The organism is Thermus sp. CCB_US3_UF1 (genome assembly GCF_000236585.1).
Classification (GTDB): Bacteria; Deinococcota; Deinococci; order Deinococcales; family Thermaceae; genus Thermus.
On the sequence record NC_017278.1, the window covers coordinates 793,797 to 817,066 of the forward strand.

Here is a 23,270-nt window from a genome sequence, read left to right on the forward strand (position 1 = left end):
TTCGGGGCTTGACCGGGGCCCTGCCCGGGCCCCCAACCCCGTGCGCCCAGCCGCCTCCTGCGCCTCCCTTTGGTAGCCTTGGGGCATGGGGGTTTGGGAGAAGGCCAGGGAGGAGTTGCGCGGGCTTTTCGGGGGAAGGGCCCTCCTCGCCCGGGCGGAGAAGGAGGTCTACCGCTACGACGCCATCCTGGTGGGGCCCGAGCCCCTGGCCGTGGTCCTTCCCCAAAGCCGGGAGGAGGTCCAGGCCCTGGTGCGCCTGGCCCGGCGCCACAGCCTACCCCTGGTCCCCCGGGGGGCAGGAAGCGGCCTTTCCGGCGGGGCGGTGCCGGGGGAAGGGGCGGTGGTGGTGGCCTTCACCCGCATGACCCGCCTGGAGCTGGACCCCAAGGCCCAGACCGCCTGGGCCGAGCCCGGGGTGACCACGGCCCGCATCGGCGAGGCCGCCCGGCCCTTCGGCCTCTTCTACCCCCCGGATCCCGCCTCCTACCGCACCAGCACCCTGGGGGGAAACCTGGGGGAGAACGCGGGGGGGCCCCTGTGCTTCAAGTACGGGGTCACGGGGGATTACGTGTTGGAGCTGGAGTGGGTGGATGCCTGGGGGGAGGTCCACCGCCTGGACCGGAAGGCCTACGACCTGCCCGGCCTCCTCATCGGCGCCGAGGGCACCTTAGGCCTCCTGACCGGGGCCAGGGTGCGGCTTCTGCCCCTGCCCCCCCACCGGGCCACCCTTATGGCCGCCTTCCCCGAGGTGGGGGCCTTGGCGGAAGCGGTTTCCCAGGCCATCGCCCAGGGGGCGGTGCCGGCCAGGCTGGAGTTTTTGGACCCGGCCTGCGTGGAGGCGGTGGAGGACTACCTGGGGATGGGCCTGCCCCGGGGGCAGGCCCTCCTCCTGGCGGAAACGGACGGGGAGGACCTGGAAGCCGTCCTGGAAGAGCTTGCCCTCCTGGAGGAAACCGCCCGCTCCTTTGGCGCCCAGGTGCGGCGGGCCCGGGACGGGGCCGAGGCCGAGGCCCTCTGGCAGGCCCGGCGGGCGGTGAGCCCGGCCCTGGGCCGCATCCGCCCCAAGCGGGTCAACGAGGACATCGCCGTGCCCCGCTCCGCCCTGCCCCAGGTGGTGCGGGAGATCCGGGCCTTGGGGGAAGCCTTTGGCCTCGTGGTGGTCCAGTTCGGCCACATCGGGGATGGGAACCTGCACCCCAACATCCTCTTTGACCCCCGGCGGGAAAGCGAGGAACGGGTCTGGGCCCTGGCCCATGAGATCGCTCGCGTGGCCCTGCGGCACGGGGGGGTGCTTTCCGGGGAGCACGGCATCGGGCTCATGAAGCGGAAGTTCATGGCCGAGGCCTTGGACCCCGCCACCCTCGAGGCCCTGGAGGCGGCCAAGAAGGCCCTGGACCCCTGGGGGGTGATGAACCCGGGGAAGCTCCTCCCCTGAACCGGTTTATTTTTCACAGCGCTTTTACGGATCCCTCTTAGGCTGGTGGCATGGCGGACCTGGAGGGCCACCTGGCGCGGGGGCTTTACCTCTTCACCTGGGCCGGCCTTGCCCTGGGGGTGGGGCTTCAGGTGGCCGCCTTTCCCCCTCGCGGCCTGGCCCTTTGGGGGTACGGGGTCTTTGCCCTTCTCTTCCTCTTGGCCTTTCGCCAGGGCCCAAGGAAGGCTCCCCGCCTCCTCACCCACGCCCTGGGGGGGTATCTGGTCTTTGAGGCGCTTAGGGTGCCGGAAAGCGGCTACCTGGTGGGCTTTTGGAGCCCCGCGGTCTACCTCATGGCGGCCTTTGGCTACCGGATGGAGTGGGCCCTGGCCTACGGCCTGGGCTGGGGCACCCTCCTCCTTGGGGCTATTCTCCTCCGCCAGGGCCTCAGCCTCCCTTGGCTCCACCTGGCCCTGGCCCAGCCCATTCTCCTCAGCCTCGCCCTCCTCCTGGCCCGTTTCCGCGAGCTCAAAGGCCAGGTGCGCTTCTGGCAGGAGCAGGCCCTCACGGATCCCCTCACCGGCCTGCCCAACCGCCGGGCCCTGGAGATGGCCCTGCGGCGGGAGGCGGCCCGGGTGGAGCGGGGCGAGGCGGCTTTCAGCCTGGTCCTCCTGGACCTGGACGACTTCAAGAAGGTCAACGACCAGAAGGGCCACGAGGAGGGGGACCGCCTCCTAAAGGAGGTGGCCCGGTACCTGGTGGCCCACGTGCGCCAGGGGGACCTGGTGGGGCGTTGGGGCGGGGAGGAGTTCGCCCTCCTCCTGCCCCACACCCACGCCCTGCAGGCGGATCGGCTGGCGGAGAGGCTCCGCTTGGGCCTCGAGGCCTTGGGGGTTAGCGCCAGCTTCGGCGTGGCCACCTACCGGGGGGATTTGGAAGACCTCTTCCGCCGCGCGGACCGGGCCCTTTACCGGGCCAAGGAGGGGGGGAAGAACCGGGTGGTGCGGGCCACGGGGGAGGATCAGGGAAGCCGGTAGCCCGCCCCCAGCAGGACCCCCCTTGCCCTTTCCCGTTCCTCCCGGGTGGCGAAGGAGAGGCGCAAGGCCCCGGCGGCCTCGCGGATGGTCAGGACCTCGATGTCCTTGATATTCACCCCTGCCTCCCCTAAGGCGGTGGCGATGCGGGCGATCTCCCCCGGGCGGTCCGGCACCTGGACCACCAGGTCATGCATCTCGGGCAGGAGGCTGCGGCGGACGATGGGCAGGCTGTCCCGGGTGCGCTTGGCGGCCTCGGCGGCTTCTAGGAGGGCCTCGGGCGCCTCCAGGAGGCCTTCCAGCTCTAGAAGCACGGCCCGCAGCTCCTCTATGGCCTCCTTGAGGGCCTCCTTGTTCTCCACCACCATGTCCCGGCTCATCCGGGGGCTGCCCGAGGCCACCCGGGTGAGGTCGCGAAAGCCCCCCGCGGCCAGGAACATGAGGAGGTCCCGGTGGGGGTGCTGCGCCACCATGCGGTTTAGGGCCACGGCCAGGAGGTAGGGGAGGTGGGAGATGCGGGCCACCAGGCGGTCGTGGAGTTCCGGGGGCATCTCCAGGGGGTAGGCCCCCAGGGCCTCCACCAGGCCGCGCACGGCCTCTCGGGCCCGGGGGCTGGTCCTTTCCGTGGGGGTCAGGACCCAGACCGCGTTTTGCAGCAGGCCGGCGTGGGCGTTTTCCACCCCGGCCCGTTCGCTGCCCGCCATGGGATGCCCCCCCAGGAAGTGGGGGAGGAGGCCTTCCAGGATGGCCACCACCTTGCCCTTGACGCTTCCCACATCGGTCCAGAGGCTTTCCGGATGGGCCAGGGGGGCGAGGGCTTGGGCCAGGCCGGGAAGGGCCCCCACCGGGGCCGCCAGGACGCCCAGGGAAAGCTCCCCCACCCAAGGGCCCAGCTCCGCGTGCACCCGGTCCGCCACCCCCAGGAAGAGGGCCTTCTCCAGGGCCAGGGGGTCCTGGTCGTAGGCGTGGACCTCCTCGGCCAGAAACCGCTCCTTGAGCCCCAGGGCCACGCTTCCCCCCAGGAGGCCCACCCCGAAGATGCCTACCTTGGCGAAAAGGGGCTTCATCCTAGGACAGGGGCGGCCAGGGTCTTGTCCAGGGCCTGGACCAGGCGGCGTACCCGTTGCATGAGCTCGGCGAACTCCTCCTCATGGAGCTGCTGGGCGGCGTCGGAAAGGGCTTTTTCCGGCTCGGGGTGGGTTTCCACGATGAGGCCGTCGGCCCCGGCGGCCAGGCCCGCCAAGGCCAGGGGGATGACCCACTCCCGCCGCCCGGCAGGGTGGGAGGGGTCCACCCAGACGGGGAGGTGGGTCCAGCCCTTGAGGACGGGCACCGCCGAGACATCCAGGGTAAAGCGGGTGGCCTTCTCAAAGGTGCGGATGCCCCGCTCCACCAGGATGACCTGCATGTTGCCCCGGGAGAGGATGTACTCGGCGCTCATGAGGAATTCCTCCAGGGTCATGCTCATGCCCCGCTTGAGGAGAACGGGTTTCCCCGCCTCGCCCACCGCCTGGAGCAGGGCGAAGTTCTGGGCGTTGCGGGCCCCGATCTGGAGGACGTCGGCGTATTCCGCCACCAGCTCCACCTGCTCCGGGGAGAGGACCTCGGTCACCACGGGGAGGCCGGTTTCCTTGCGGGCCTCCGCCAGGATCCTAAGCCCCTCCTCGCCCAGGCCCTGGAAGGCGTAGGGGCTGGTGCGGGGTTTGAAGGCCCCGCCCCGGAGCATCCCCGCCCCATGGGCCTTGACGTACCGGGCCGCCCGCAGGGTCTGCTCCCGGGACTCTACCCCGCAGGGACCTGCGGCCACCAGCACGTGGTTCCCCCCGGTCTTGCCCGTGGGGAACTCCAAAACGGTGGGGAAGGGTTGGACCTCGAGGCTCGCCAGCTTCCAGGGCTTGGAGATGGGGATGACCTCCGCCACCCCCGGCAGGGCCCGGAAGTGCTCCATCAGTTCCGGCGTGGGTCCCTTGCCGATGGCCCCCACCAGGGTGGTCTCCACCCCCCGGGAGACGTGGGGCCGGTACCCCACCCGCTCCACTTCCCGCACCACCTCTTCCAGCTCGCCTTCCGTGTGTCCCCGCCGCATCACGATCAGCATGGCTCCCTCCCCAAAAACCTTGGGCGCCCCCCTTTGGGGGCGCCCTCTTGCGGTAAAGGCCTATGCGGACCGCAGGGCGCCCCCGGCGGGATAATAAAAGCCGAAGTGGCGCCCTAGCCTCCGCATATTGCCCCCAAGTTTAGGGGGTAGGGTTTCGGCCTGTCAAGCGCACCCGTGCCCCCACGGGGTCCAGCAGGGTTTCCTCCCGCCCCCAGGGGTCCAGAAGGGTGTAGCCGAGAAGCCCCGTGGCCCCTTGCCAAGCCCTCCGCTTCCCCGCCCAGGTGTTGGCCCCCACGTGGTGGTGGTAGCCATCCCAGGCGAAGAAGAGCGCCCCGGGGTGGGTGCGCAAGGTCAAGGCCATGCCCAGCTTGGCCGCGAAGAAGGCTTCGGCTTGGTCTAGGTCGGCCACGTGCAGGTGGAGGTGGCCGAGGAGGGTTTCCGGGGGCAAGGGGGTGGCCTTGGGGTTTTCCGCCAAGAGGCTTTCCAGGTCCAAGGGGGCGGTGAACATGAGGGGTTCCTGGGGCCATTCCCCTTCCGGGCGGTCCCGGTAGAGTTCCAGGCCGTTGCCCTCCGGGTCGCGGAAGTAAAGGGCCTCGGAAACCCCATGGTCCGCCGCACCCTCCAGGGGGATGCCGGCCTCGAGGAGCCTGCGCAGGGTGCCGGCCAGGGCTTGGCGGTCCGCAAGGCGCAGGGCCAGGTGGTAGAGGCCAAGGGAGGGGTAGGGCCTTAGGGGTGCCTGGGGGTCGTGGTGGAGTTCCAGGAAAAACCCCCTTCCCTGGGGGAACAGGCGGTAAAGGGGCGGGTCGGCCTCCACCCTTAGCCCCAGGAGGTCCCGGTAAAAGCCCAAGGCGGCCCCTAGGTCCCGCACCCTTAGGGCCAGGGAAAGGAGCCGCCTGGGAAAGGGCATTACCGGGCCACCGCCTCCCCGGCCTTCACCGCTTGGGTGTCCACGCTGAAGCGCACCTCCTCCCCCACCAGCACCCCGCCCATCTCCAGGGCCACGTTCCAGGTGAGGCCGAAGTCCTTGCGGTTCAGCCGGCCCTCGAAGTGGGCGGCCATGCGCTCCTGGCCCCAGGGGTCCTTGGCCGGTCCGGAGGTTTCCACCTCAAAGGCCAGGGGCCGGGTGACCCCCTTGAGGGTCACCTCCCCTTCCACCCGGTACCGCCCTTCCCCCAAGGGGAGGATCCGCTCGCTGCGGAAGAGGATCTCGGGGTGGCGCTCCGCGTCCAGGAAGTCCGCCGAGCGCAGGTGGGCGTCCCGGTCGGCCACCCCGGTGTGGATGCTCTGGGCGTCCAGCCGGGCCTCCACCCGCAGGGGCCTGCCGGCCTCGTCCGTCTCCACGTAGCCCTCCTTGAGGTTCAAGGTGCCCTTCACCGTGGCGATCATCATGTGGCGCACGGCGAACTCCACGCTGGTGTGGCTGGGGTCCAGGTTCCAACGCATCCCTGCCTCCTTTGGGCCCGGGGCCCAAAGGGATAATATCCAAAGCGATATGAAAAGTCAAGCGCTATTCGGGATAGTACGCAGGGGCAAAGGGCAAGCCCAGGGCCTGGGCGAAGGCCGCGAGGCCCAAGCGGTCCGGCTCCTCCAGGTGGTAGCGGAAGTTCCAAAGGTAGTGCTGCAGCAGGGCGGGGTGCACCCCCAGGCGCAGGGCTTCCCCTTCCGCCACCTCCTTAAGCCGGCCCAGCCCTTCCCGCCGCGCCCGCCTCAGGGCCCGCACCAGGGCCTTGGGGGGAGGGTGGTCCTTGCGGTAGGCCCAGACGGCAAAGACGAAGGGCAGGCGGGTGCGGGCGAACCAGAGGGTGGAGAGGTCCACCACCCCCACCTCCCCAAAGCGGGTGGGGAGGGCATGGGGGGTTTCGGGGATCTCCCCAAGAAGGCTGGCGTAGGCCCGGATGGCCCGGTCGCCGATGAGGAGGACGCCGTCGTAGGCCTCCAAAAGCTCCAACCCCCCCTCGGCCCGCTCGTACCGGGGGGCCAGGCCCTCCTCCCGGAAAAGGAGCTGGAGGAGGGCCACGCTGGTGGCGCTTTCCGTGGTCAGGGCCACCCGCTTGAGGTCCTGGAGACTTCCCCGGTGGAAGAGGTTCACCGAGTAGACCCGGCCCAGGACGGCCACGGAGAAGTCGGGGAGGAGGCCCAGGGCCTCCTGGTGCCTCAGGTAGAAGTAGCTGGACACCAGGGAAAGCCCCACCTCCCCCGAGAGGACCATGCGGTTCAGCTCCGCCGGGACCCCGTGGCGCAGGGCAAAGCCGTCCGGTTCCAGGAAGCGGTAGAGGGGGGCGGTGTTGGCGTAAAGGGGCACCCCCAGGACGTAGGCCATCAGGCTTCCACCCCGTCCCAGACCCGCACTTCCCGGTAAAGGGCATCCCGCTCCACGGGGATGCGCCCGGCCCTCAGGATGATCCGGGCCAACTCCTTCTTGGAGAGCCCCTCGGGGGTGGGGCTTCCCGCCATGTGCACGATCCGTTCCTCAATGAGGGTGCCGTCGATGTCCGTCACCCCCCAGTCCAGGGAAACCTGGGCCAGCTCCGGGGTCAGGGTGGCCCAGTAGCCCTTGATGTGGGGGATGTTGTCCAGGTAGAGCCGGGCCACGGCCAGGTTGCGGAGGTCGTCCAGCCCCGTGGTGAACTCCCGCTTGCCCAGCTCCCGGGCCAGCGGGTTCCCGTCGGGCTGGAAGGCCAGGGGGATGAAGCTCATGAAGCCCCCGGTTTCGTCCTGGAGCCGCCGGAGGCGGTCCATGTGGTCCAGGCGCTCCTCCAGGGTCTCCATGTGCCCGTAGAGCATGGTGGCGTTGGTGGGGAGGCCGAGTTCATGGGCCGTGCGGTGGATCTCCAGCCAGCCCTCCGCCGAAACCTTGGCCCGGGCGATCCGCCGGCGCACCCGTTCGGCAAAGATCTCCGCCCCGCCCCCGGGCATGGCGTCCAGGCCAGCCTCCTTGAGGGCCAGGAGGACCTCCCGGTAGGGGAGGCGGGCGATCTTGGAAAAGTGGTGGATCTCTGCGGCGGTCCAGGCCTTCACCTGCACCCCGGGGAAGTTCTCCTTTAGGGCCCGGACCAGGTCCAGGTAGTAGCGGAAGGGGCGCTTGGGGTGGTGGCCGGCCGTGAGGTGGATCTCCGTCAGGCCCGGCTGGTAGCGGGCCCTCACCCAGGCCACCACCTCCTCCACGTCCCAGTCCCAGGCCCCCTCCTCCCCGAAGCGCCGCTGGAAGGCGCAGAAGGTGCAGCCCACGTAGCAGATGTTGGTCTGGGAGACGCGGATGGAGTGGACGAAGTAGGTCTTGTGCCCGTGCTTCCGCTCCCGCACCCGGTTGGCCAGGCGCATGAGGGCGGGGAGGTCCTGGGTCTGGTAGAGGGTGAGGCCCTCGGCGAAGGTGAGGCGTTCCCCGGCCTCCACCTTCTCGGCGATGGGCAGGAGCTTAGGGTCCCGAATCCCCTTCACGGCGAGAGTCTACTCCCCTTCCAGGCGCCTGACCAGGGCCTCCACCTCCTTTTGCCGCCCTCCCACGCTCCTCACCGGAAGGAGGTTGCGCAGGTAGCGGTCGGTGAGGAGGAGGTCCACGTAGGGGTAGACCGTGGCCGCCATCACCGCGTCCAGGAGGTCGGAGGGGCGGGGCCGTCGCTCCCTTTCCGAGGCCATGCGGGCCAGGAGGTGGGCCAGGAGGCGGACAAAGGGCACCTCCTTGAGCCCGGTCCGCCCCCGGATCTCCCGGAGGGCCGCCTCGAGGGCCTCGGGGTAGGGAAGCCCCCGCAGGGCCCCGGGGAGGTCCTGGAAGGGGGCGAGGTCCGCAGGGGTTTCCCAATCCCCCCCGCGCCAGAGGAGGTCCTCCCGGAACACCCCCCGGGCCTGCCGCCAGGCCACCTCCGGCCAGGGGCGTACCCAGTAGCCCTCCGAGAGGGCGGCGAAGACCTCTTGCAGGGCCGGGAGGAGGTAGCCCGCCTTCTCCTCGGGCCCCCGGATGGGGTGGAGGGTTTCCAGGACGTGGAAGGGGCTTGGGGGGGCCAGGGCCCGGCCCCGGAGGGCGTGGTAAAGCCGGCCAAAGTGGGCATGCCCCCGCTGCCCCAGGAGGTGCTTGGCCATGCGGCTGGCGTGGTTTTGGTCCAGGTAGACCAGCACCCTCAGTCCTTGGCCCGGGTGAGCCAGAGGGCGGCGGCCAGGAGGGCCACGCCCCCGGCAAAGAGGAGGAAGTCCAAAGCGGTTTGCGGCTTGAAGGCCAGGGCCCGCTCAAAGAACTTGACCACCAGGATCATCACGATCACCTGGCCCAGCTTCTCCTTGAGGTCGGAGAGGCTTTCCACCACCAGCACGTTCTCCAGGGGCAGGTCCAGCCGGCGGATGAAAAGCTCAAAAAGCCCTAGGCCGAAGAGGAGGAAGACCGCAGCCAGCAAGGCCAGGTCCACCGCCCCCACCAGGGCGGGGAGGGCTTTCTCCAGGCCCTTTCCCAAGGCCAAGGCCGCCTCCCGGAGGGCGTGCCAGGCGAAGTACAAGGCCCCCAGGAGGAGGCCCAGCACCGGCAGGAGCATGGTCCAGCGGACCAGGTGGGCTAAGGTTTCCAGGCGCATCCCGCCCCCTAGGGCACGTAGGGCACCGCGGGCGGGGTGCCCGTGGAGGCCCGCTCCACCAGGATGGGCTCAAAGCGCACTTCCCGCGGGGCCCCGGCATAGCCCTGCAGCCTTTCCATGAGGAGCTGGGCGGCCCGGGCCCCCATGGCCTCCACCGGCTGGGCGATGGTGGAAAGCCCCACCTCCTCGCTGAAGGGGTGGCCGTCAAACCCCAGGACCCGCACCTCCTGTCCCACGGTGAGGCCCAGCCGCTTGGCCTCCTCCACCACCCCTAGGGCCAGCAGGTCGGCCCCGGCGAAGACGTTGAGGGGAGGGGAGGCCCTTTCTAGAACGTACCGCAGGGCCAGCCTTCCCCCCTCCTGGGAGAGGCGGGTGGTGTAGAGGTGTTCCCCGGGGAAGGGGCGGCCCGCGGCCTTTAGGGCCTCGAGGAAACCCGCCATGCGCTCGGTGAAGACGGTGTGGCGGAAGGCCTGGTCGGGCTCCTCCTCCACCTTGATGGCGAAGATGGGCCCGGGAAAACGGGCCAGGTACGCCCCTGCCATCCGCCCCCCCAGGCGGTTGTCCAGGTAGACGGAGTCGTAGCGGGGGTTTTGCGTGTCCACCAGGACCACGGGGCGGTCCGTGGGCAGCCTTCCCTCCTCAAAGTGCTCCGTAAGGTCGTAGGAGGCCAGGATCAGGCCGTCCGTCAGGTAGGCCAAGGTGGTGCTCTCCAGGTAGCGGCGCAGGCGGGCCTGGGAGAGGATGGGGAAGAGGGCCAGGTCGTAGCGCTTCTCCAGGAGGACGCCCTCAATCCCCTCAATGAGCCGGCGGTAGAACTCCGTGGCCACAAAGGGCAGCAGGACGGAAACCGTGTAGCTCCTCCCCCCGGCGATGCGGCGGGCGTGGGGGTTGGGGGTGTAGCCCAGCTCCTCCATGGCCCTAAGGACCCGGGCCCGGGTTTCCGGACGCACCGCCGGGTGGTTGTTGAGGACCCGGCTCACCGTGCCCAGGCCGACCCCGGCCCGGGCCGCCACCTCGTGGATGGTGGGTTTCTTCTTGCTCATGGTGGGTTCCTGTGGGATTGGAAGCGCTTCATGGAAACTTCCATCTTCAGGATAGGGCAAAGGGCCGCCTTCTGCAAGAATGGGGGCATGGGCTACCTGGTTTTGGCCTACCTGCTGGGCTCCCTGGTGGGCGGCCTCCTCTTCTTCCCCGAGGTGCGGGAAAAGGACCTCCCCGGGGGCTCGGGGGTTTTCCGCCGCAAGGGGCCTGGGGCCGCGGCCTTGGTGGTGGCCTGGGACGTGGCCAAGGGGGTGTTGGCCGCCCTCCTCACCCCCCCGGAGTGGCGCCCCTGGGCGGGGATGGCCGCGGTGGCCGGGCATAACTGGCCCCTCTTCTTCCGTTTCCGGGGGGGTGGGGGGATCGCCCCCTCCTTGGGGTATTTCCTGGCCTGGTTGCCCTGGGAAACCCTCCTGGGGCTGGGGGTGGGCCTGGGGGTGGCGGGGCTTTACCACCTCCTCTACTGGAGAAGGAGGCGGCGGGGAATCTACCCCATCCCCTTCGGGGCCCCCTTCGGCTACCTGGCCCTCCTCCTCCTGGCCCCAGGGGAGGGAAGGCTCGGGGCTTTGGGGGTGGCGGCCCTGGTGGCCCTGAGGGGTCTGCAAATCCTCCGGGGAAGGTGGTAGCTTTAGGGCATGAAGATCCTGCGCTTCAACGAGGGCCGATGGGGTTTCCTGGAAGGGGAGATGGTGGTGGAAACCGACGGGCCCGGGGGGAACCCCACGGGCCGGCGGTACGACCTGGCCTCGGTGCGCCTCTTGGCCCCGGCCACCCCCAGCAAGATCGTCTGCGTGGGCCGGAACTACAAGGAGCACATCCGGGAGATGGGACACGATTTCGGCCAGGACCTGCCCCAGGAGCCCGGCCTTTTCCTCAAGGGGCCCAACGCCCTGGCCCACCCCGCCAACCCCCGGGACCCCGAGGGCACCGGGGATGCGGTGCCCTACCCCTTCTTCACCCAGGAGCTCCACTACGAGGGGGAGCTGGCGGTGGTGGTGGGGGACCGCATGCGCAACGTCCCTCCGGAAAAGGCCCTGGACCACGTCCTGGGCTACACCATCGCCGTGGACATCACCGCCCGGGACGTGCAGAAGAAGGACCTGCAGTGGGTGCGGGCCAAGAGCGCGGACAAGTTCCTGCCCCTGGGGCCTTGGGTGGAGACCGATCTGGACCCGCAGAACACCTGGGTGCGCACCTACGTCAACGACCAGCTCCGCCAGGAGGGGCACACCTCGCAGATGATCTTCAGCGTGGCCGAGATCCTGGCCTACATCTCCAGCTTCATGACCCTGGAGCCCTTGGACGTGGTCCTCACCGGGACGCCCGAAGGGGTGGGGGCCTTGGCCCCGGGGGACCGGATTGAGGTGGCGGTGGAGGGGATCGGCACCCTGCACACCCGGATCGGCCCCAAGGAGGAAAGGCCGTGGTGAAGGTCCTGGACCTGGGTTTCCAAGGGGCGGAGCGGGTGATCGCCGCCTTCCTCCTGGACTCCCCGGAGGGGCCGGTGTTGATCGAGACGGGCCCCGAGAGCACCTTCCCCCGGCTGGTGGAGGGGCTTAAGGCCCACGGGGTGGCCCCGGAGGCGGTACGCCACGTCTTCGTGACCCATATCCACCTGGACCACGCCGGGGCGGCCTGGCGCCTGGCGGAGCTGGGGGCCACGGTCTACGTGCACCCCCGGGGGGCGCCCCACCTGGTGGATCCCTCGAGGCTTTTGGCCTCGGCGGAACGCATCTACGGGGCCATGCTGAAGCCCCTTTGGGGGGAGCTCAGGGGCATTCCCCCAGAGCGGGTCCGGGTCCTGGCCGACGGGGAGGTGGTGGACCTGGGGGGGCTTCGGGTGCAGGCGGTGGAGACCCTGGGCCACGCCTCCCACCACCACGCCTACCGGGTGGAGGAGGCCCTGTTCGCCGGGGACATCGCCGGGGTGCGCATCGCCCCGGGGCCGGTCCTGCCCCCCACCCCCCCTCCGGACATCCACCTGGAGAGCTGGTACGCATCCTTGGACCGCCTCCTGGCCCTAAGGCCAGAGGTCCTCTACCTCACCCATTTCGGGGCCTACCGGGACGTGGAGGCCCACCTGGGGGCCCTGCGCCAGGTGCTGGAGGACTGGGCGGGCTGGACCCTGAACCGCCTGCGGGAGGGCCTTACCCCAGAGGCCATGGCCGAGCGGTTTACGGCCTACTGGCGGGAGGGCCTGGCCCGCGCCGGGGTGGACGAGGCGGGGATGCGCCTCTATGAGCTGGCCGACCCCCCCTTCATGAACCTCCAGGGCCTGGTGCGCTACTGGGAGAAGCACCACCCGGAGGCCCTGTAGGCCATGCTCACCCCTTTTCCCTTGGGCCGTCCGGCCCGGATGGCGGTCCTGGCCTCGGGCCGCGGCAGCAACCTGGAGGCCCTCCTTGAGGCTTTTCCCCCAGGCCACCCCCTGGGGGAGGTGGTCCTGGTCCTCTCGGATAACCCAAGCGCCCAGGCCCTGGAGCGGGCCAGGCGGCGCGGGGTGGAGGCCTTGGCCCTTCCCTGGCGGGGCCGGCGGGCCTTTGAGGCCGAGGCCCTGGCCCACCTCGAGGCCCGGGGCGTGGACCTGGTCCTCCTGGCGGGCTTCATGCGCCTCCTCTCCCCGGGCTTCGTGGAGCCCTGGTATGGCCGCCTCCTCAACATCCACCCCTCTTTGCTCCCCGCCTACCCTGGCCTCCACGTGCACCGCCGGGTCCTGGAGGCCGGGGAGAGGGAAACGGGCTCCACCGTGCACTTCGTGGACCAGGGCATGGATACCGGGCCCATCCTCCTCCAAGGTCGCCTGCCCGTCCTGCCCGGGGATACCCCAGAAACCCTGGAGCGGCGGGTCCTTTTTCTGGAACACCGCCTCTACCCAAGGGCGGTGCGCCTCCTCCTCCTGGGCCTGGCCTTCCCCCCTTCCCCAGCCCTAAAGCCCCTCCTAGGGGAGGCCTTTCCCCTCTTCCAGGCCCTTCCCCCCCGGGAGAAGCCCCTCTACCTCCGGGCCCTGGCCCTCCTCCGCCGCTGGGGACAGGAGGCCTTGGCCCCCGCCCTCTTCCTGGGCCGGGCGGGGGAGATAGGCCGGGCGGCCTTCCTCGCCGCCCACCTCCTGGCCGAGGACCACCCGGCCCTGCGCCAGGAGCTCAAGGAGCTTCCCCTGGAGGTGCGCGCCCCGGCGGAGGCGGAGCTTGGGCGGGTAGAATCCTCTCCATGAAGGTGCTGGTGGTGGGTTCCGGGGGGCGGGAACACGCCCTCCTCTGGAAGGCGGCGCAAAGCCCCCTGGTGGAGCGGCTCTACGCCGCCCCCGGGAACGCGGGGATGGCGGCCCTGGCCGAGCTGGTCCCCTGGAGCGGGGACGTGGAGGCCCTGGCGGACTGGGCCCTGGCCGAAGGGGTGGACCTGACCCTGGTGGGGCCCGAGGCCCCCTTGGTGGAGGGGATCGCCGATGCCTTCTTGGAGCGGGGTCTAAGGATCTTTGGCCCTACCCAGAAGGCGGCCATGATCGAGGGCTCCAAGGCCTTCGCCAAGGGGCTCATGGAGCGCTACGGCATTCCCACCGCCCGCTTCCGGGTCTTCCAGGACCCCCTCTTGGCCCTGGAATACCTGGAGGCCGTGGGGGTGCCCATCGTGATCAAGGACTCCGGCCTGGCCGCGGGCAAGGGGGTTACCGTGGCCCTGGACCTTCACACCGCCAAGCAGGCGGTGCTGAACCTCCTCTCCGGGCCCGAGGGGGGGGAGGTGGTCATGGAGGAGTACCTGGAAGGGGAGGAGGCCACGGTCCTGGCCCTGACCGACGGGGAGACCATCCTCCCCCTCCTCCCCTCCCAGGACCACAAGCGCCTTTTGGACGGGGACCAGGGCCCCATGACCGGGGGGATGGGGGCGGTGGCCCCCTACCCCATGGACGAGGCCACCCTCAAGCGGGTGGAAGAGGAGATCCTCAAGCCCCTCCTCCAGGGCCTGCGGGCCGAGGGGGTGGTCTACCGGGGTGTGGTCTACGCCGGGCTCATGCTCACCCGGGAGGGGCCCAAGGTCCTGGAGTTCAACGCCCGCTTTGGCGACCCCGAGGCCCAAGCCCTCTTGCCCCTCCTGGAGAACGACCTGGTGGAGCTGGCCCTCAAGGTGGCCGAGGGGAGGCTTGAGGGGACGCGGCTTTCCTGGAAGGAGGGGGCCGCGGCCTGCGTGGTCCTGGCGGCCCCGGGCTACCCGGAGGCCCCCAGGAAGGGCATCCCCCTCCACATCCCCGAACCCCCGGAAGGGGTGTTGGTCTTCCACGCCGGCACCCGCCGGGAGGGGGAAGGCCTGGTGAGCGCGGGCGGGCGGGTCCTGAACGTGGTGGGCCTGGGGAAGGACCTAAGGGAGGCCTTGGGGAGGGCCTACGCCTTCCTCCCCCAGGTGGGCTTCCCCGGGGCCCTCTACCGCCGGGACATTGGCCGCCGGGCCCTGGGCCTCAGTACCTGAGCCGGGCCAGGGGAAGCCGGGCGCAGGCCCGGAGCACCGCCCCCAGGGTGGCGTACCCCCGTTCCTTGAGGAGGGGGACCATGCGGGCGAAGACCTCGGCGGTCATGAGGGCGTCCCCCAGGGCGGTGTGCCGCCCCAGGACCGGGACCCCGAAGCGTTCCGCCAGGTGTTCCAGCCGGTGGTCCTTCAGGTCGGGGAAGAGGAGGTGGGAAAGGAGCAGGGTGTCCACCAAGGGGGGCTGGTCCAGGCCGGCCCGGCGCAGGAAGGCCATGTCAAAGGCCCCGTTGTGGGCCAGGAGCACGGTGTCCTCCACGAAGGCGCGGAAGGCGGGCAGCACCTCCTCCAGCCTTGGCTTGCCCTGGAGCATCTCCCAGGTGAGGCCGTGCACCTCGGTGGCGGCGGGGGCGATGGGCCGCCCCGGGTCCAGTAGGGCCTCAAACACCTCCTGCCTCAGCACCCGCCGCCCCAGGAGGTGGACTGCCCCCAGGGCGATGATGGCGTCCTTTTCCGGGTCTAAGCCGGTGGTCTCCAGATCAAAGGCCGTGTAGAGGAGGCCTTCCAAGGGGGCTTCCTCCAGGTCCTCGGGAACCTGGAGAAGGGAGAGGTCAAAGACCTCGGCCCGGGGGGGAGGGCCCTCCGGGGCGGGGAGCCTGGGGGCCTTGAGGGCGGGAAGGAGGAGGTAAAGGCGCGCCCCTTCCCGCCAGAGGTTACCCCCGGCCCTGGCCACGGCCTGTTGGAGCAGGGGGTGGGGTTCGGGGGCGGGGTGGGGAAGGACCAGGGTAAGGCGGAAGAGGTTTCCTTCCCGTTCCCCTTGGAGGAAGACCTCCTCCTCCGCGGCCAAGGTGGCGGCCAGGCCCCGGGCCAGGGCGTAGGTGTCGGCCCGCACGGCCCAGCCGTGGGCGTTTTCCCCCAGGGACCAGCCGGGGGAGAGGCCGGCCTCCCGTTCCAGGGCCTCGGCCAGGAGGGGGAGAAGGTCTTGGGCCAGAACCTCGGCCACCTGGGGCTGGGCTTCCAGGCCCTGCACCAGCCCGGCCAGTTCCTGGGCCGCAGCCTTGGCCGTGGCCACGAGGGGGGCAAGGCCAGGCGGGACCTCCCCTTCCAAGGCCTCCACCAGGGCCTTGAGCCCCGAGAGCTTGTCCTTCAGGCGGTGGAGGGAGGCCTCCTCCGCCCCCTCGGCTTCCTTGGCCTCCTCCAGGAGGACCAAAAACCCCCCTTCGCCCTCGAGGGGCACCGCCTGCAGGCGCAAGGGCCCCTTGGGCCCCTGGGCCAGGAAGCGCTCCTCGGGGAGGGCCAGGGCGTGGACCAGAAGCCCCCGGTCCAGGAGGGCGAAGAGGCTTTTGCCCGCCCCCAACCCCTCCCCCAGGAGGCGGCGGGCCTGGGCGTTGTAGAGCAGGACCTGCCCCTTGGGGTTGGCCAGGACCACCCCTTGGGGCAGGTGGCCGATGAGGGCGGAAAGCCGTTGGCGTTCCCCCTCCAGAAGGGCCTTGGCCTCGGCCACCCGGGCGGCCACCTCCTTTTCCAGGGCCTCCTTTTCCGCGGCCAGGCGGTTGATGAGCCCCGCCAGGGCCTGGAGCTCAAAGGGCCCCCGGAGGCGCAGGCGGTGGCCGGGGTTGGCCAGGAGGACCTCGGCCTCCTGGCCCAGGGCCCGGGTGGCGGCCAGGTAGCCCAGGAAGAGGGGGTGGAGGAGGGCCGCCAGGACGGAGGCGAAGAGGAAGGCCAGGAAGAGGAGGAGGGGAAGCTTTTCCCGGGCCACCCGCAGAAGCTCCCGCCCCAGGGCTTCCTCCCCCTGGAGGAGGAGGAAGAAGCCCACCCCTAGGGTGCCCCCCACCAGGAGGAGGCCGAGGAGCAGGGCCCCCAAAAAGCGCCAGGCCTCCCTCATCGCCCCTCCAAGAGCGCCTCCACCTGGCGCAGGAGGTCCTCAATGCCGAAGGGCTTGGCCATGAAGGCCGCGGCCCCCAGGGCCAGGGCCTTGGCCCGGTCCGCCTCCCGGCCCCGGGCGGTGAGGACCAGGACCTTGGGGCCTTGCGGCAGGGCCTTCAGGCGCTCCAGGACGGCAAACCCGTCCAGCCCGGGGAGCATGAGGTCTAAGACCAAAAGGTCGTAGGGGGCTTTCTGCAACTTCTCCAGGGCCTCTTCCCCCGTCTGGGCCAGGTCCACCTCGTGCCCGGCCTTCTTCAGGAGAAACTCCAAAGGCACCAGGATGCTTTCCTCATCGTCCACCACCAGGATCCTCATGGTTCACCTCCAAGGGCAGGGTGAAGGCAAAGCTGGCCCCACCTTGGCCTTCCTCCAGCCAGATCCTCCCCCCCAGGCCTTCCACCAACCTACGGGCCAGGAAAAGCCCCAGGCCCGTGCCGCCGGAGAAGCTCTGGAAGGGCTCAAACACCCGGGCCCGGACCCCTTCCGCCACCCCGGGGCCATCGTCCTGGACGCGGAAAAAGGCCTCCCTTCCCCGCCTGGAGAGTTCCAGGCGCACCCGGTTTCTGGCATGGCGGAGGGCGTTGTGCAGGAGGTTTAGGAGTACCTGGAGGACCCGGTCGGGGTCGGTGGGGGCCTCTACCCCCTCCAGGTGGGCCTCCATCCCGACCCCCCGTTCCCGGGCCAGGGGGGCGGCCAAGGCCAGGGCCTCCTGGGCCAGGGCCCTTAGGTCCGTGGGGGTGCGCCGCAAGGGGAGGCCCGCCTGCAGGCGGGTATAGGCCAGCACCTCCTCCACCAACCGGGAAAGCCGCGCCGCCTCCTTGGCTAGAAGGGCGGTGAAGCGGCGCCGTTCCCCCTCGGGGAGGTCGGGGTGGGCCTCGAGGATCTCCGCCAGGGCTCGCACCGAGGTCAAGGGGGTCTTGAGCTCGTGGGACACCGCGGCCAGAAGCTCGTCCTTGGCCTGGTCCAGGGCCTTTAGCCGCTCGTAGGCCTCGGAAAGCTCCTTCCGGGCCGCCTCCAGGGCCCGGGCGTAGGCCCGCACCTCTTTGGACTCCCGGGCCGCCTCCTCCACCAGCTCCTCCGGGGGAACCTCCCGGGTGGCGGAGAGGAGGAGGAGGCGGGCGGTGGCCGGCCCCAGGGCCCCCGAGAGCCAGGCCTCCGCCAGGGCTGCGGCCTGTGGGCCCCTTAGGCTCGAGGCCTCCTTGCGGAAGGCCTCCTCGGCCTCCGGGCCCAGGACCCGGCGCAGGAGGGCGGAAAGCTCCGCCACCTCCCCGGTGCGCTCCCCGGGAAGGGCTTCCTTGCGGGTGAAGAGGGAGACCCCCACGGCCAGGGCCAGGTTCAGCCCCAGGCTGGCCAGGAAGCCGTGGGTCACAGGGTCTAGCCCCTCCACCCCCAAAAGCCCCTCGGGGCGGAGAAGGGGGTGGGGCCCTTGGAGGAAGCCCAAGGGAAGCCAGCCCGAGCGGGCCAGGGCGGGCAGGAAGAGGGTGTAGGCCCAGACGGCCATCCCCCCCAGGAGGCCGGCCAAGGCCCCTTGCCGGGTGGCCCCCGGCCAGAAGAGGCCGAGGAGGGCCGGGGGGGCCAGCTGGGCCACGGCCACGAAGGAGATGAGGCCCATCCCCACCAGGGCGTAGGCCTCCCCCGCCAGGCGGAAGTAGAGGTAGGCCAGGAGCAACACCCCCAGGATGGAAAGCCGCCGCCAGAGGAGGAGGCTGCCCAGGGCGCGGAAGCGCAGGAGGAGGGGGGAGAGGAGGTGGTTGGAGATGAGGATGGAAAGGGCCAGGCCCTCCACCACCACCATGGCCGTGGCCGCGGAAACCCCTCCCAAAAGGGCCAAGGCCGCCAGGAGGGGACCTCCCCCCTCCAGGGCCAGGGCCAGGACGTAGAGGTCCGGGTTTTCCCCCGGCAGGAGGAGGCGGCCCCAAAGGGCCAGGGGGAGGATGGGCAGGTTGATGAGGAGGAGGTAGAGGGGAAAGGCCCAGGCCGCCAGGCGCAGATGCCCCGGGTCCACGTTCTCCACCACGGCCACGTGGAACTGCCGGGGCAGGAAGAGGAAGGCCAGGCCGGAAAGGACCACCAGGCTCCCCCAGGCCAGGTGGCCGGCAAGGCCCGGCGGGGGGAGGAGGAGGGGGTTGAGCTTCCCTTGGGCCTGGGGGAAGGGGTTGCCCAGGTGGAGGAGGACCAGCCCCCCCACCAGGAGGAGGGCCAGAAGCTTGACCAAGGACTCAAAGGCCACGGCCAGGACCAGCCCCTGGTGGCGCTCCGAGGGGTCCAGGCGGCGGGTGCCGAAGAGCACGGTGAAGAGGGCCAGGAGCAGGGCGGTGAGGAGGGCCACGTCGGCCAGGGGGCCCTCCTCCCCGCTCAGGAAGAGGAAGCCCTGGGCGATGGCCTTGAGCTGGAGGGCCAGGTAGGGGAGGAGGCCCACCACCAGGAAGGCCGCCGCCAAGGGGCCCAGGAGGGGGTGGCCGTAGCGGAGGTAAAGGTAGTCGGCCCAGCTGGTGAGGCGGTGGGCCCGGGCCAGTTGCAACAGCCTTCCGTGGAGGAAGGGCCAGAGCAGGAGGACCAGGGTGGGGCCCAGGTAGATGGGCAAAAAGGTGGCCCCTTCCGTGGCCGCCCGGCCCACGCTGCCGAAGAAGGTCCAGGCGGTGGCGTAGACCGCCAGGGAGAGGGCATAGGCCCAAGGGCTTTGCGCCAGGGCCCGGGCCCTTCCCTCTCCCAGGAGGGCCACCAGGAAGAGGAGGCCCAGGTAGAGGAGAAGGGAAAGGAGGAGGAAAAGGGGGCTCATGGCCGGCGGAAGAGGAGGAAGGCCAGGAGGATCACCAAGGCCCAGGCGCCGTAGAGGTAAAGGTACAGGGGGGGAAGCCCCCAGGGGCCCTGGGCCTGGCGGAAGAGGAGGCCCAGGGGCAGGAGAAAGAGGCCGAGGGCCAGGAGAAAGAGGGCCAAGGCCTTTTCCCTCATCGCAGCTGGAAGCGGCTGGCGGTGCTTTCCTGGACTTCCTGGATGGCGCGGAACCCCTCGAGGGCCCGCCTCCTCTCCCCGGGGGAAAGGAGGGCCCAGGCCACCTTGTTGCCGATGGGCTTGCCCTCCCGCCAGGCCCGAAGCTGGTGGCCGAGGCGCAGGCCGAAGAAGAAGCGGTAGGCCTCCTCCAGCCGCTCCGCCCCCTCCTGGCTTAGGGTGCCCCCGGCCGCCGCCGCCCTGAGCCGCTCCACCGTCCCCTTGGCCAGGCTTCCCGCCATGAGGGCGTAGAGCCGGGCCAGGGCCACGATGGGGGCTAGGGCGTGCCGCTTCAGGTCCAGCATGCCCTCCTCGGTGCGCACCCGGCCAAAGAGGCCCAGGGGAGGGCGGAACTCCAGGCTGGCCCGGGCCAGGTGGTAGAGGAAGAGGCCCTTGCGGCTGCCCTCGAGGACCACCTCCTCCAGGGGGGCCAGGGAAAGGGTCCCGGCGGCGGAGCGCAGGTCAAAGAAGATCTGGGTTTCCAGGAGGGCCTGGGGTTCCGGGGCCTCCATCCACCTGCGGAAGGTGGCCATCCACTCCCCCAGGGGGAGCCGCCAGCGGGTGGCCATGTACCCTCCCCGGCACTCGGGGATACCGGCCTGCAGAAGCCCCACCACCACCCGCTCCGCCAGGGCCTGGAAATAGGTCTCGTGCCCCCCTTCCCCCAGGACCAGGGCGTTGTCCTGGTCGGTGAGGAGGGCCTGTTCCCGGCGGCCTTCCGAGCCGAAGACCATGAAGCTGTAGGGCACCGGGGGGTTCCCCAAGGCCGCCTCCGCCTCCTTGACCAGGCGGCGGATCAGGGCGTCGTTCAGGGAGGCCACCACCCGGCCGATCTCCACCCCCCCAAGCCCCCTCTGGAAAAGCCCCTCCACCAGCCCCGCCACCTCGGCGCTGTACCGCTCCAGCTCCAGGCGCTCGATCCGCCTCAGGAGGAGGAGGGGGCTTTGCGCCTGGTGGAGGAGGAGGTCGGTGTGGGTCACCACCCCTACCACCTTCTCCCCCTCCGTGAGGGGTAGGTGGTGGATGCCCCGCTCCACCATGGCCGCCACCGCCTCGTACAGGGGGGTGGTGGCGCTTAGGGCGAAAAGGGGGGCGCTCATCACTGCCCCCACCGGGGTGGTGGGGGGAAGGTCTTGGGCCAGAACCCGGTTCCTCAGGTCCCGGTCCGTGAGGATCCCCAGGGGTTCCCCCTGGACCAGGAGGCTGCTGATCCCCTCCTGGCGCATGAGGCGGGCCGCCTCCGCCACCGTGGCCGAGGGGGGCACGAAGACCGGGGGACGGCGTACCAGCCGCCCCACGGGGGCGAAAAGGGAAACGTCCGGGGCTGCCCGGAGCCTTATCCGCTCCACCAGGCCCTGACCGAAGAAGCGGGCGGCCTCCGCAAAGGCCATGAGCCTGCGGAAGGCCTCCTCGGGAAAGACGCAAAGCCGCACCGGGGTGCGGGCCACCACGCTCAAGGCCGGGGGCTCCCCGGAAAGCAGGGAGGGGAAACCGAAGAACTCCCCAGGCCCCAGGGTGCCCACCTCGGCCTCCCCCTCCAGGAGGGCCACCTCCCCCTCGAGGAGGAGGAAAAGGGCCTGGGCGGGCCTTCCCCCTTGCTCCAGGAAGCGGGTGCCCGCGGGGTGGGTTTCCTCCCGGGCTTCCCGGAGCAAAGCCTCCCGCTCAGCCTCGGGAAGGGCGTTCAGGGGCGGAACCGTCCGGGGGTCCATACGCGGGGGTGAGCCAGGCCAGAAGGGGGATGAGGAAGTGGAGGGCCGCCTGGGCGCCGAAGGCCAGGGTCAGGCCCATGCCTAGGACGAAGGCCGGGGGCAGGAGGACGAAAAGGCGCACCACCCGGCCCCATCCGGGGGCGGGCAGGGGCCAGAGGCGGTGGTAGAGGAGGCCAAGCCCCAGGCCCACCGCCACGGCCAGGGCCAGCTGGAGGAGAAGGCCTGGGGTGGGAAAGGGAAAGCCCAGGAGGTAGTGCCCCCCCAGGTAGAAGGCGAAGAGGGCGGCCAGCGCCCCCAGGTAAAAGCGCAGGTAACGTAGGGCCATACCTCACTCTACAAAAGCCCAAGGGCCCCCCTAGGGGGGCCCTTGGGGCGTTAGTGCTCCACGGCTTTCCCTGCCCCCTTAGGCACGCGGATATCGTCCACCAGCTTTTGGATCTCCGCAGGCGGGGGCGGGGTGGCCCGGGAGACCAGGTAGGCCACCAGGAAGTTGAGGAGCATGCCCACGGTGCCCACGCCCTCGGGGGAGATGCCGAAGAGGAAGCGGGGCCAGCCCAGGTAGCTGGTGCCCACGATGTAGGTGGCGGTGAAGACCAGCCCCACCAGCATCCCCGCCACCGCCCCCTGGGCGTTCATGCGCCGGTCAAAGATCCCCAGGAGGATGGCGGGGAAGAAGGTGCTGGCCGCCAGGCCGAAGGCGAAGGCCACCAGCTGGGCGATGAAGGCCGGGGGGTTGATGCCGAAGGGGGCGGCCAGGACCGTGACCAGGAGGATCACCACCCGGGCGATGGCCAGCTTGGTGGCCTCCGAGGCCTGGGGGTTGATGATGCGGGTGTAGAGGTCGTGGCTGATGGCGCTGGCCATGACGATGAGGAGGCCCGCGGCCGTGGAAAGGGCCGCAGCCAGGCCGCCCGCCGCCACCAGGCCCACCACGATGGGGGAGAGCTTGGCCACCTCCGGGGTGGAGAGGACGATGATGTCCCGGTCAATGGTGATCTCCGTGGTGTCCTTGGAGGCGGTGATCTGGTACACCCCGTCCCCGTTCTTGTCGTCCAGCTTCAGGAGGCCCGTCTTGCTCCACTTTTGCACCCAGTCGATGGCCTGGACCTCCTGCACGGGCTTGTTGGCCAAGGTGTTCAGGAGGTTGTACTTGGAGAAGACGGCCACCGCCGGGGCGGTGGTGTAGAGGAGGGCGATGAAGAGCAGGGCCCAGCCGGCGCTCCAGCGGGCATCGGAGGCCTTGGGCACGGTGTAGAAGCGGATGATCACGTGGGGCAGGCCGGCGGTGCCCACCATCAGGGTCAGGGTGATGAGGAAGACGTTGAGCTGGCTAAGGTTCTGGAAGGGCTTCACGTACTCCTGGAGGCCCAGCTCCACCTGCAGCTGGCTGAGCCTCACGGCGAAGTCGGAGAAGCTGAAGGCCAGCTGGGGGATGGGGTTGCCAGTAAGGAAGTTGGCCAGGGCGATGCCGGTGATGAGGTAGGCGATGATGAGCACGGTGTACTGGGCCACCTGCGTCCAGGTGATGCCCTTCATCCCCCCGATCACCGCGATGAAGGCGGTGACCAAGACCGCGGCCCAGACCCCGGTGGCCACGTCCACCCCCAGGTAGCGGGAAAGCACGATGCCCACGCCGCGGAGCTGGGGCACCGCGTAGGTGAAGGAGACGAAGATGGCCGCGATCACCGCCACCACCCGGGCCACGTTGGAGTAGTAGCGGTCCCCCACGAACTCGGGCACGGTGAACTTGCCGTACTTGCGCAGGTAAGGGGCGAGGAGGAGGGCCAGGAGCACGTACCCTCCTGTCCAGCCCATGAGGTAGACCGCCCCGTCAAACCCCAGGAAGGAGATGAGGCCCGCCATGGAAATGAAGCTGGCGGCGGACATCCAGTCGGCGGCGGTGGCGGCCCCGTTGGCCACGGGGGGTACGCCGCGCCCCGCCACGTAGAACCCCGCGGTCTCCCGCACGCGGGCCCAGTAGCCGATGCCTATGTAAAGGGCGAAGGTCAGGAGAACGATGATCCAGGTCCAGGTTTCCGCGCTCACGGCTCC

At 70.4% G+C, this 23,270-nt stretch carries 23 protein-coding genes; 7 read left to right on the forward strand and 16 right to left on the reverse strand.

Annotated features, from left to right (window positions below):
• The first annotated feature begins 85 nt into the window (after window positions 1-85).
• Window positions 86-1,435, forward strand: a complete 1,350-nt coding sequence (locus TCCBUS3UF1_RS03990) for an FAD-binding oxidoreductase (RefSeq protein WP_014515220.1) — start codon at window positions 86-88, stop codon at window positions 1,433-1,435.
• 50 nt (window positions 1,436-1,485) lie between these two features.
• A complete protein-coding gene (locus TCCBUS3UF1_RS03995) occupies window positions 1,486-2,451 on the forward strand; it encodes a diguanylate cyclase (protein ID WP_014515221.1) in 966 nt (321 codons plus the stop codon).
• Here TCCBUS3UF1_RS03995 and TCCBUS3UF1_RS04000 read toward each other — a convergent pair.
• The 9 genes from TCCBUS3UF1_RS04000 to TCCBUS3UF1_RS04040 form a co-directional block, all read right to left on the reverse strand.
• Window positions 2,436-3,515 carry a prephenate dehydrogenase/arogenate dehydrogenase family protein gene (locus TCCBUS3UF1_RS04000; RefSeq protein WP_014515222.1) on the reverse strand — a complete coding sequence of 360 codons (1,080 nt, stop codon included), beginning with the start codon at window positions 3,513-3,515 and terminating at the stop codon, window positions 2,436-2,438. The two genes, TCCBUS3UF1_RS03995 and TCCBUS3UF1_RS04000, sit on opposite strands and share 16 nt — an antisense overlap.
• Complete coding sequence (gene aroF / locus TCCBUS3UF1_RS04005; protein WP_014515223.1) at window positions 3,512-4,546, reverse strand: 3-deoxy-7-phosphoheptulonate synthase; 1,035 nt, start codon at window positions 4,544-4,546, stop codon at window positions 3,512-3,514. The genes TCCBUS3UF1_RS04000 and aroF overlap by 4 nt, the downstream gene beginning before the upstream one ends.
• Window positions 4,547-4,685: 139 nt before the next feature.
• A complete protein-coding gene (locus tag TCCBUS3UF1_RS04010; RefSeq protein ID WP_014515224.1) occupies window positions 4,686-5,453 on the reverse strand; it encodes a VOC family protein in 768 nt (255 codons plus the stop codon).
• A complete protein-coding gene (locus TCCBUS3UF1_RS04015; protein ID WP_014515225.1) occupies window positions 5,453-5,989 on the reverse strand; it encodes a YceI family protein in 537 nt (178 codons plus the stop codon). The genes TCCBUS3UF1_RS04010 and TCCBUS3UF1_RS04015 overlap by 1 nt, the downstream gene beginning before the upstream one ends.
• 64 nt (window positions 5,990-6,053) lie before the next feature.
• Complete coding sequence (locus TCCBUS3UF1_RS04020) at window positions 6,054-6,866, reverse strand: menaquinone biosynthetic enzyme MqnA/MqnD family protein (RefSeq protein WP_014515226.1); 813 nt, start codon at window positions 6,864-6,866, stop codon at window positions 6,054-6,056.
• Window positions 6,866-7,984 (reverse strand): aminofutalosine synthase MqnE, encoded by a 1,119-nt coding sequence (mqnE, locus tag TCCBUS3UF1_RS04025; RefSeq protein ID WP_014515227.1) that lies wholly within the window; start codon window positions 7,982-7,984, stop codon window positions 6,866-6,868. Before mqnE ends, TCCBUS3UF1_RS04020 begins: the two co-directional genes overlap by 1 nt.
• Window positions 7,985-7,993: 9 nt before the next feature.
• Window positions 7,994-8,659, reverse strand: coding sequence for a hypothetical protein (locus tag TCCBUS3UF1_RS04030; protein WP_014515228.1), 666 nt, complete (start codon window positions 8,657-8,659; stop codon window positions 7,994-7,996).
• Window positions 8,660-8,661: 2 nt separating this feature from the next.
• A complete protein-coding gene (locus TCCBUS3UF1_RS04035; RefSeq protein ID WP_014515229.1) occupies window positions 8,662-9,105 on the reverse strand; it encodes a YqhA family protein in 444 nt (147 codons plus the stop codon).
• Window positions 9,106-9,113: 8 nt separating this feature from the next.
• Window positions 9,114-10,148 carry a substrate-binding domain-containing protein gene (locus TCCBUS3UF1_RS04040; RefSeq protein WP_014515230.1) on the reverse strand — a complete coding sequence of 345 codons (1,035 nt, stop codon included), beginning with the start codon at window positions 10,146-10,148 and terminating at the stop codon, window positions 9,114-9,116.
• Window positions 10,149-10,235: 87 nt separating this feature from the next.
• Here TCCBUS3UF1_RS04040 and TCCBUS3UF1_RS04045 point away from each other — a divergent pair, with 87 nt between their 5' ends.
• The 5 genes from TCCBUS3UF1_RS04045 to purD are packed head-to-tail and all read left to right on the forward strand — an operon-like array spanning window position 10,236 to window position 14,601.
• Window positions 10,236-10,769, forward strand: coding sequence for a glycerol-3-phosphate acyltransferase (locus TCCBUS3UF1_RS04045; RefSeq protein ID WP_041433958.1), 534 nt, complete (start codon window positions 10,236-10,238; stop codon window positions 10,767-10,769).
• 9 nt (window positions 10,770-10,778) lie between these two features.
• A complete protein-coding gene (locus TCCBUS3UF1_RS04050; protein ID WP_014515232.1) occupies window positions 10,779-11,573 on the forward strand; it encodes a fumarylacetoacetate hydrolase family protein in 795 nt (264 codons plus the stop codon).
• Window positions 11,567-12,460: an MBL fold metallo-hydrolase gene (locus TCCBUS3UF1_RS04055; RefSeq protein ID WP_041433749.1), complete on the forward strand. Its 894-nt coding sequence runs from the start codon at window positions 11,567-11,569 to the stop codon at window positions 12,458-12,460. Before TCCBUS3UF1_RS04050 ends, TCCBUS3UF1_RS04055 begins: the two co-directional genes overlap by 7 nt.
• 3 nt (window positions 12,461-12,463) lie before the next feature.
• The gene (gene purN, locus TCCBUS3UF1_RS04060; protein WP_014515234.1) at window positions 12,464-13,354 is read left to right on the forward strand and encodes a phosphoribosylglycinamide formyltransferase; all 891 of its coding nucleotides are present in this window, start codon (window positions 12,464-12,466) and stop codon (window positions 13,352-13,354) included.
• Window positions 13,351-14,601 carry a phosphoribosylamine--glycine ligase gene (gene purD, locus TCCBUS3UF1_RS04065; RefSeq protein ID WP_014515235.1) on the forward strand — a complete coding sequence of 417 codons (1,251 nt, stop codon included), beginning with the start codon at window positions 13,351-13,353 and terminating at the stop codon, window positions 14,599-14,601. The genes purN and purD overlap by 4 nt, the downstream gene beginning before the upstream one ends.
• On the opposite strand, the gene TCCBUS3UF1_RS04070 is transcribed toward purD, so the two are convergent.
• From TCCBUS3UF1_RS04070 to TCCBUS3UF1_RS04095, 7 genes are read right to left on the reverse strand one after another with little or no spacing between them, the layout of a single operon-like run.
• The gene (locus TCCBUS3UF1_RS04070) at window positions 14,591-16,480 is read right to left on the reverse strand and encodes a 3'-5' exonuclease (RefSeq protein WP_014515236.1); all 1,890 of its coding nucleotides are present in this window, start codon (window positions 16,478-16,480) and stop codon (window positions 14,591-14,593) included. The two genes, purD and TCCBUS3UF1_RS04070, sit on opposite strands and share 11 nt — an antisense overlap.
• A complete protein-coding gene (locus TCCBUS3UF1_RS04075) occupies window positions 16,477-16,836 on the reverse strand; it encodes a response regulator transcription factor (protein ID WP_041433750.1) in 360 nt (119 codons plus the stop codon). Before TCCBUS3UF1_RS04075 ends, TCCBUS3UF1_RS04070 begins: the two co-directional genes overlap by 4 nt.
• Window positions 16,811-19,300 carry an ATP-binding protein gene (locus TCCBUS3UF1_RS04080; RefSeq protein WP_014515238.1) on the reverse strand — a complete coding sequence of 830 codons (2,490 nt, stop codon included), beginning with the start codon at window positions 19,298-19,300 and terminating at the stop codon, window positions 16,811-16,813. Before TCCBUS3UF1_RS04080 ends, TCCBUS3UF1_RS04075 begins: the two co-directional genes overlap by 26 nt.
• Window positions 19,297-19,473 (reverse strand): hypothetical protein, encoded by a 177-nt coding sequence (locus TCCBUS3UF1_RS11880; protein ID WP_014515239.1) that lies wholly within the window; start codon window positions 19,471-19,473, stop codon window positions 19,297-19,299. Before TCCBUS3UF1_RS11880 ends, TCCBUS3UF1_RS04080 begins: the two co-directional genes overlap by 4 nt.
• The gene (locus TCCBUS3UF1_RS04085; RefSeq protein ID WP_014515240.1) at window positions 19,470-21,218 is read right to left on the reverse strand and encodes a putative nucleotidyltransferase substrate binding domain-containing protein; all 1,749 of its coding nucleotides are present in this window, start codon (window positions 21,216-21,218) and stop codon (window positions 19,470-19,472) included. Before TCCBUS3UF1_RS04085 ends, TCCBUS3UF1_RS11880 begins: the two co-directional genes overlap by 4 nt.
• Window positions 21,172-21,543 (reverse strand): hypothetical protein, encoded by a 372-nt coding sequence (locus TCCBUS3UF1_RS04090; RefSeq protein WP_014515241.1) that lies wholly within the window; start codon window positions 21,541-21,543, stop codon window positions 21,172-21,174. Before TCCBUS3UF1_RS04090 ends, TCCBUS3UF1_RS04085 begins: the two co-directional genes overlap by 47 nt.
• Before the next feature lie 50 nt (window positions 21,544-21,593).
• Window positions 21,594-23,264 carry a sodium:solute symporter family protein gene (locus tag TCCBUS3UF1_RS04095; RefSeq protein ID WP_014515242.1) on the reverse strand — a complete coding sequence of 557 codons (1,671 nt, stop codon included), beginning with the start codon at window positions 23,262-23,264 and terminating at the stop codon, window positions 21,594-21,596.
• Window positions 23,265-23,270 lie beyond the last annotated feature (6 nt).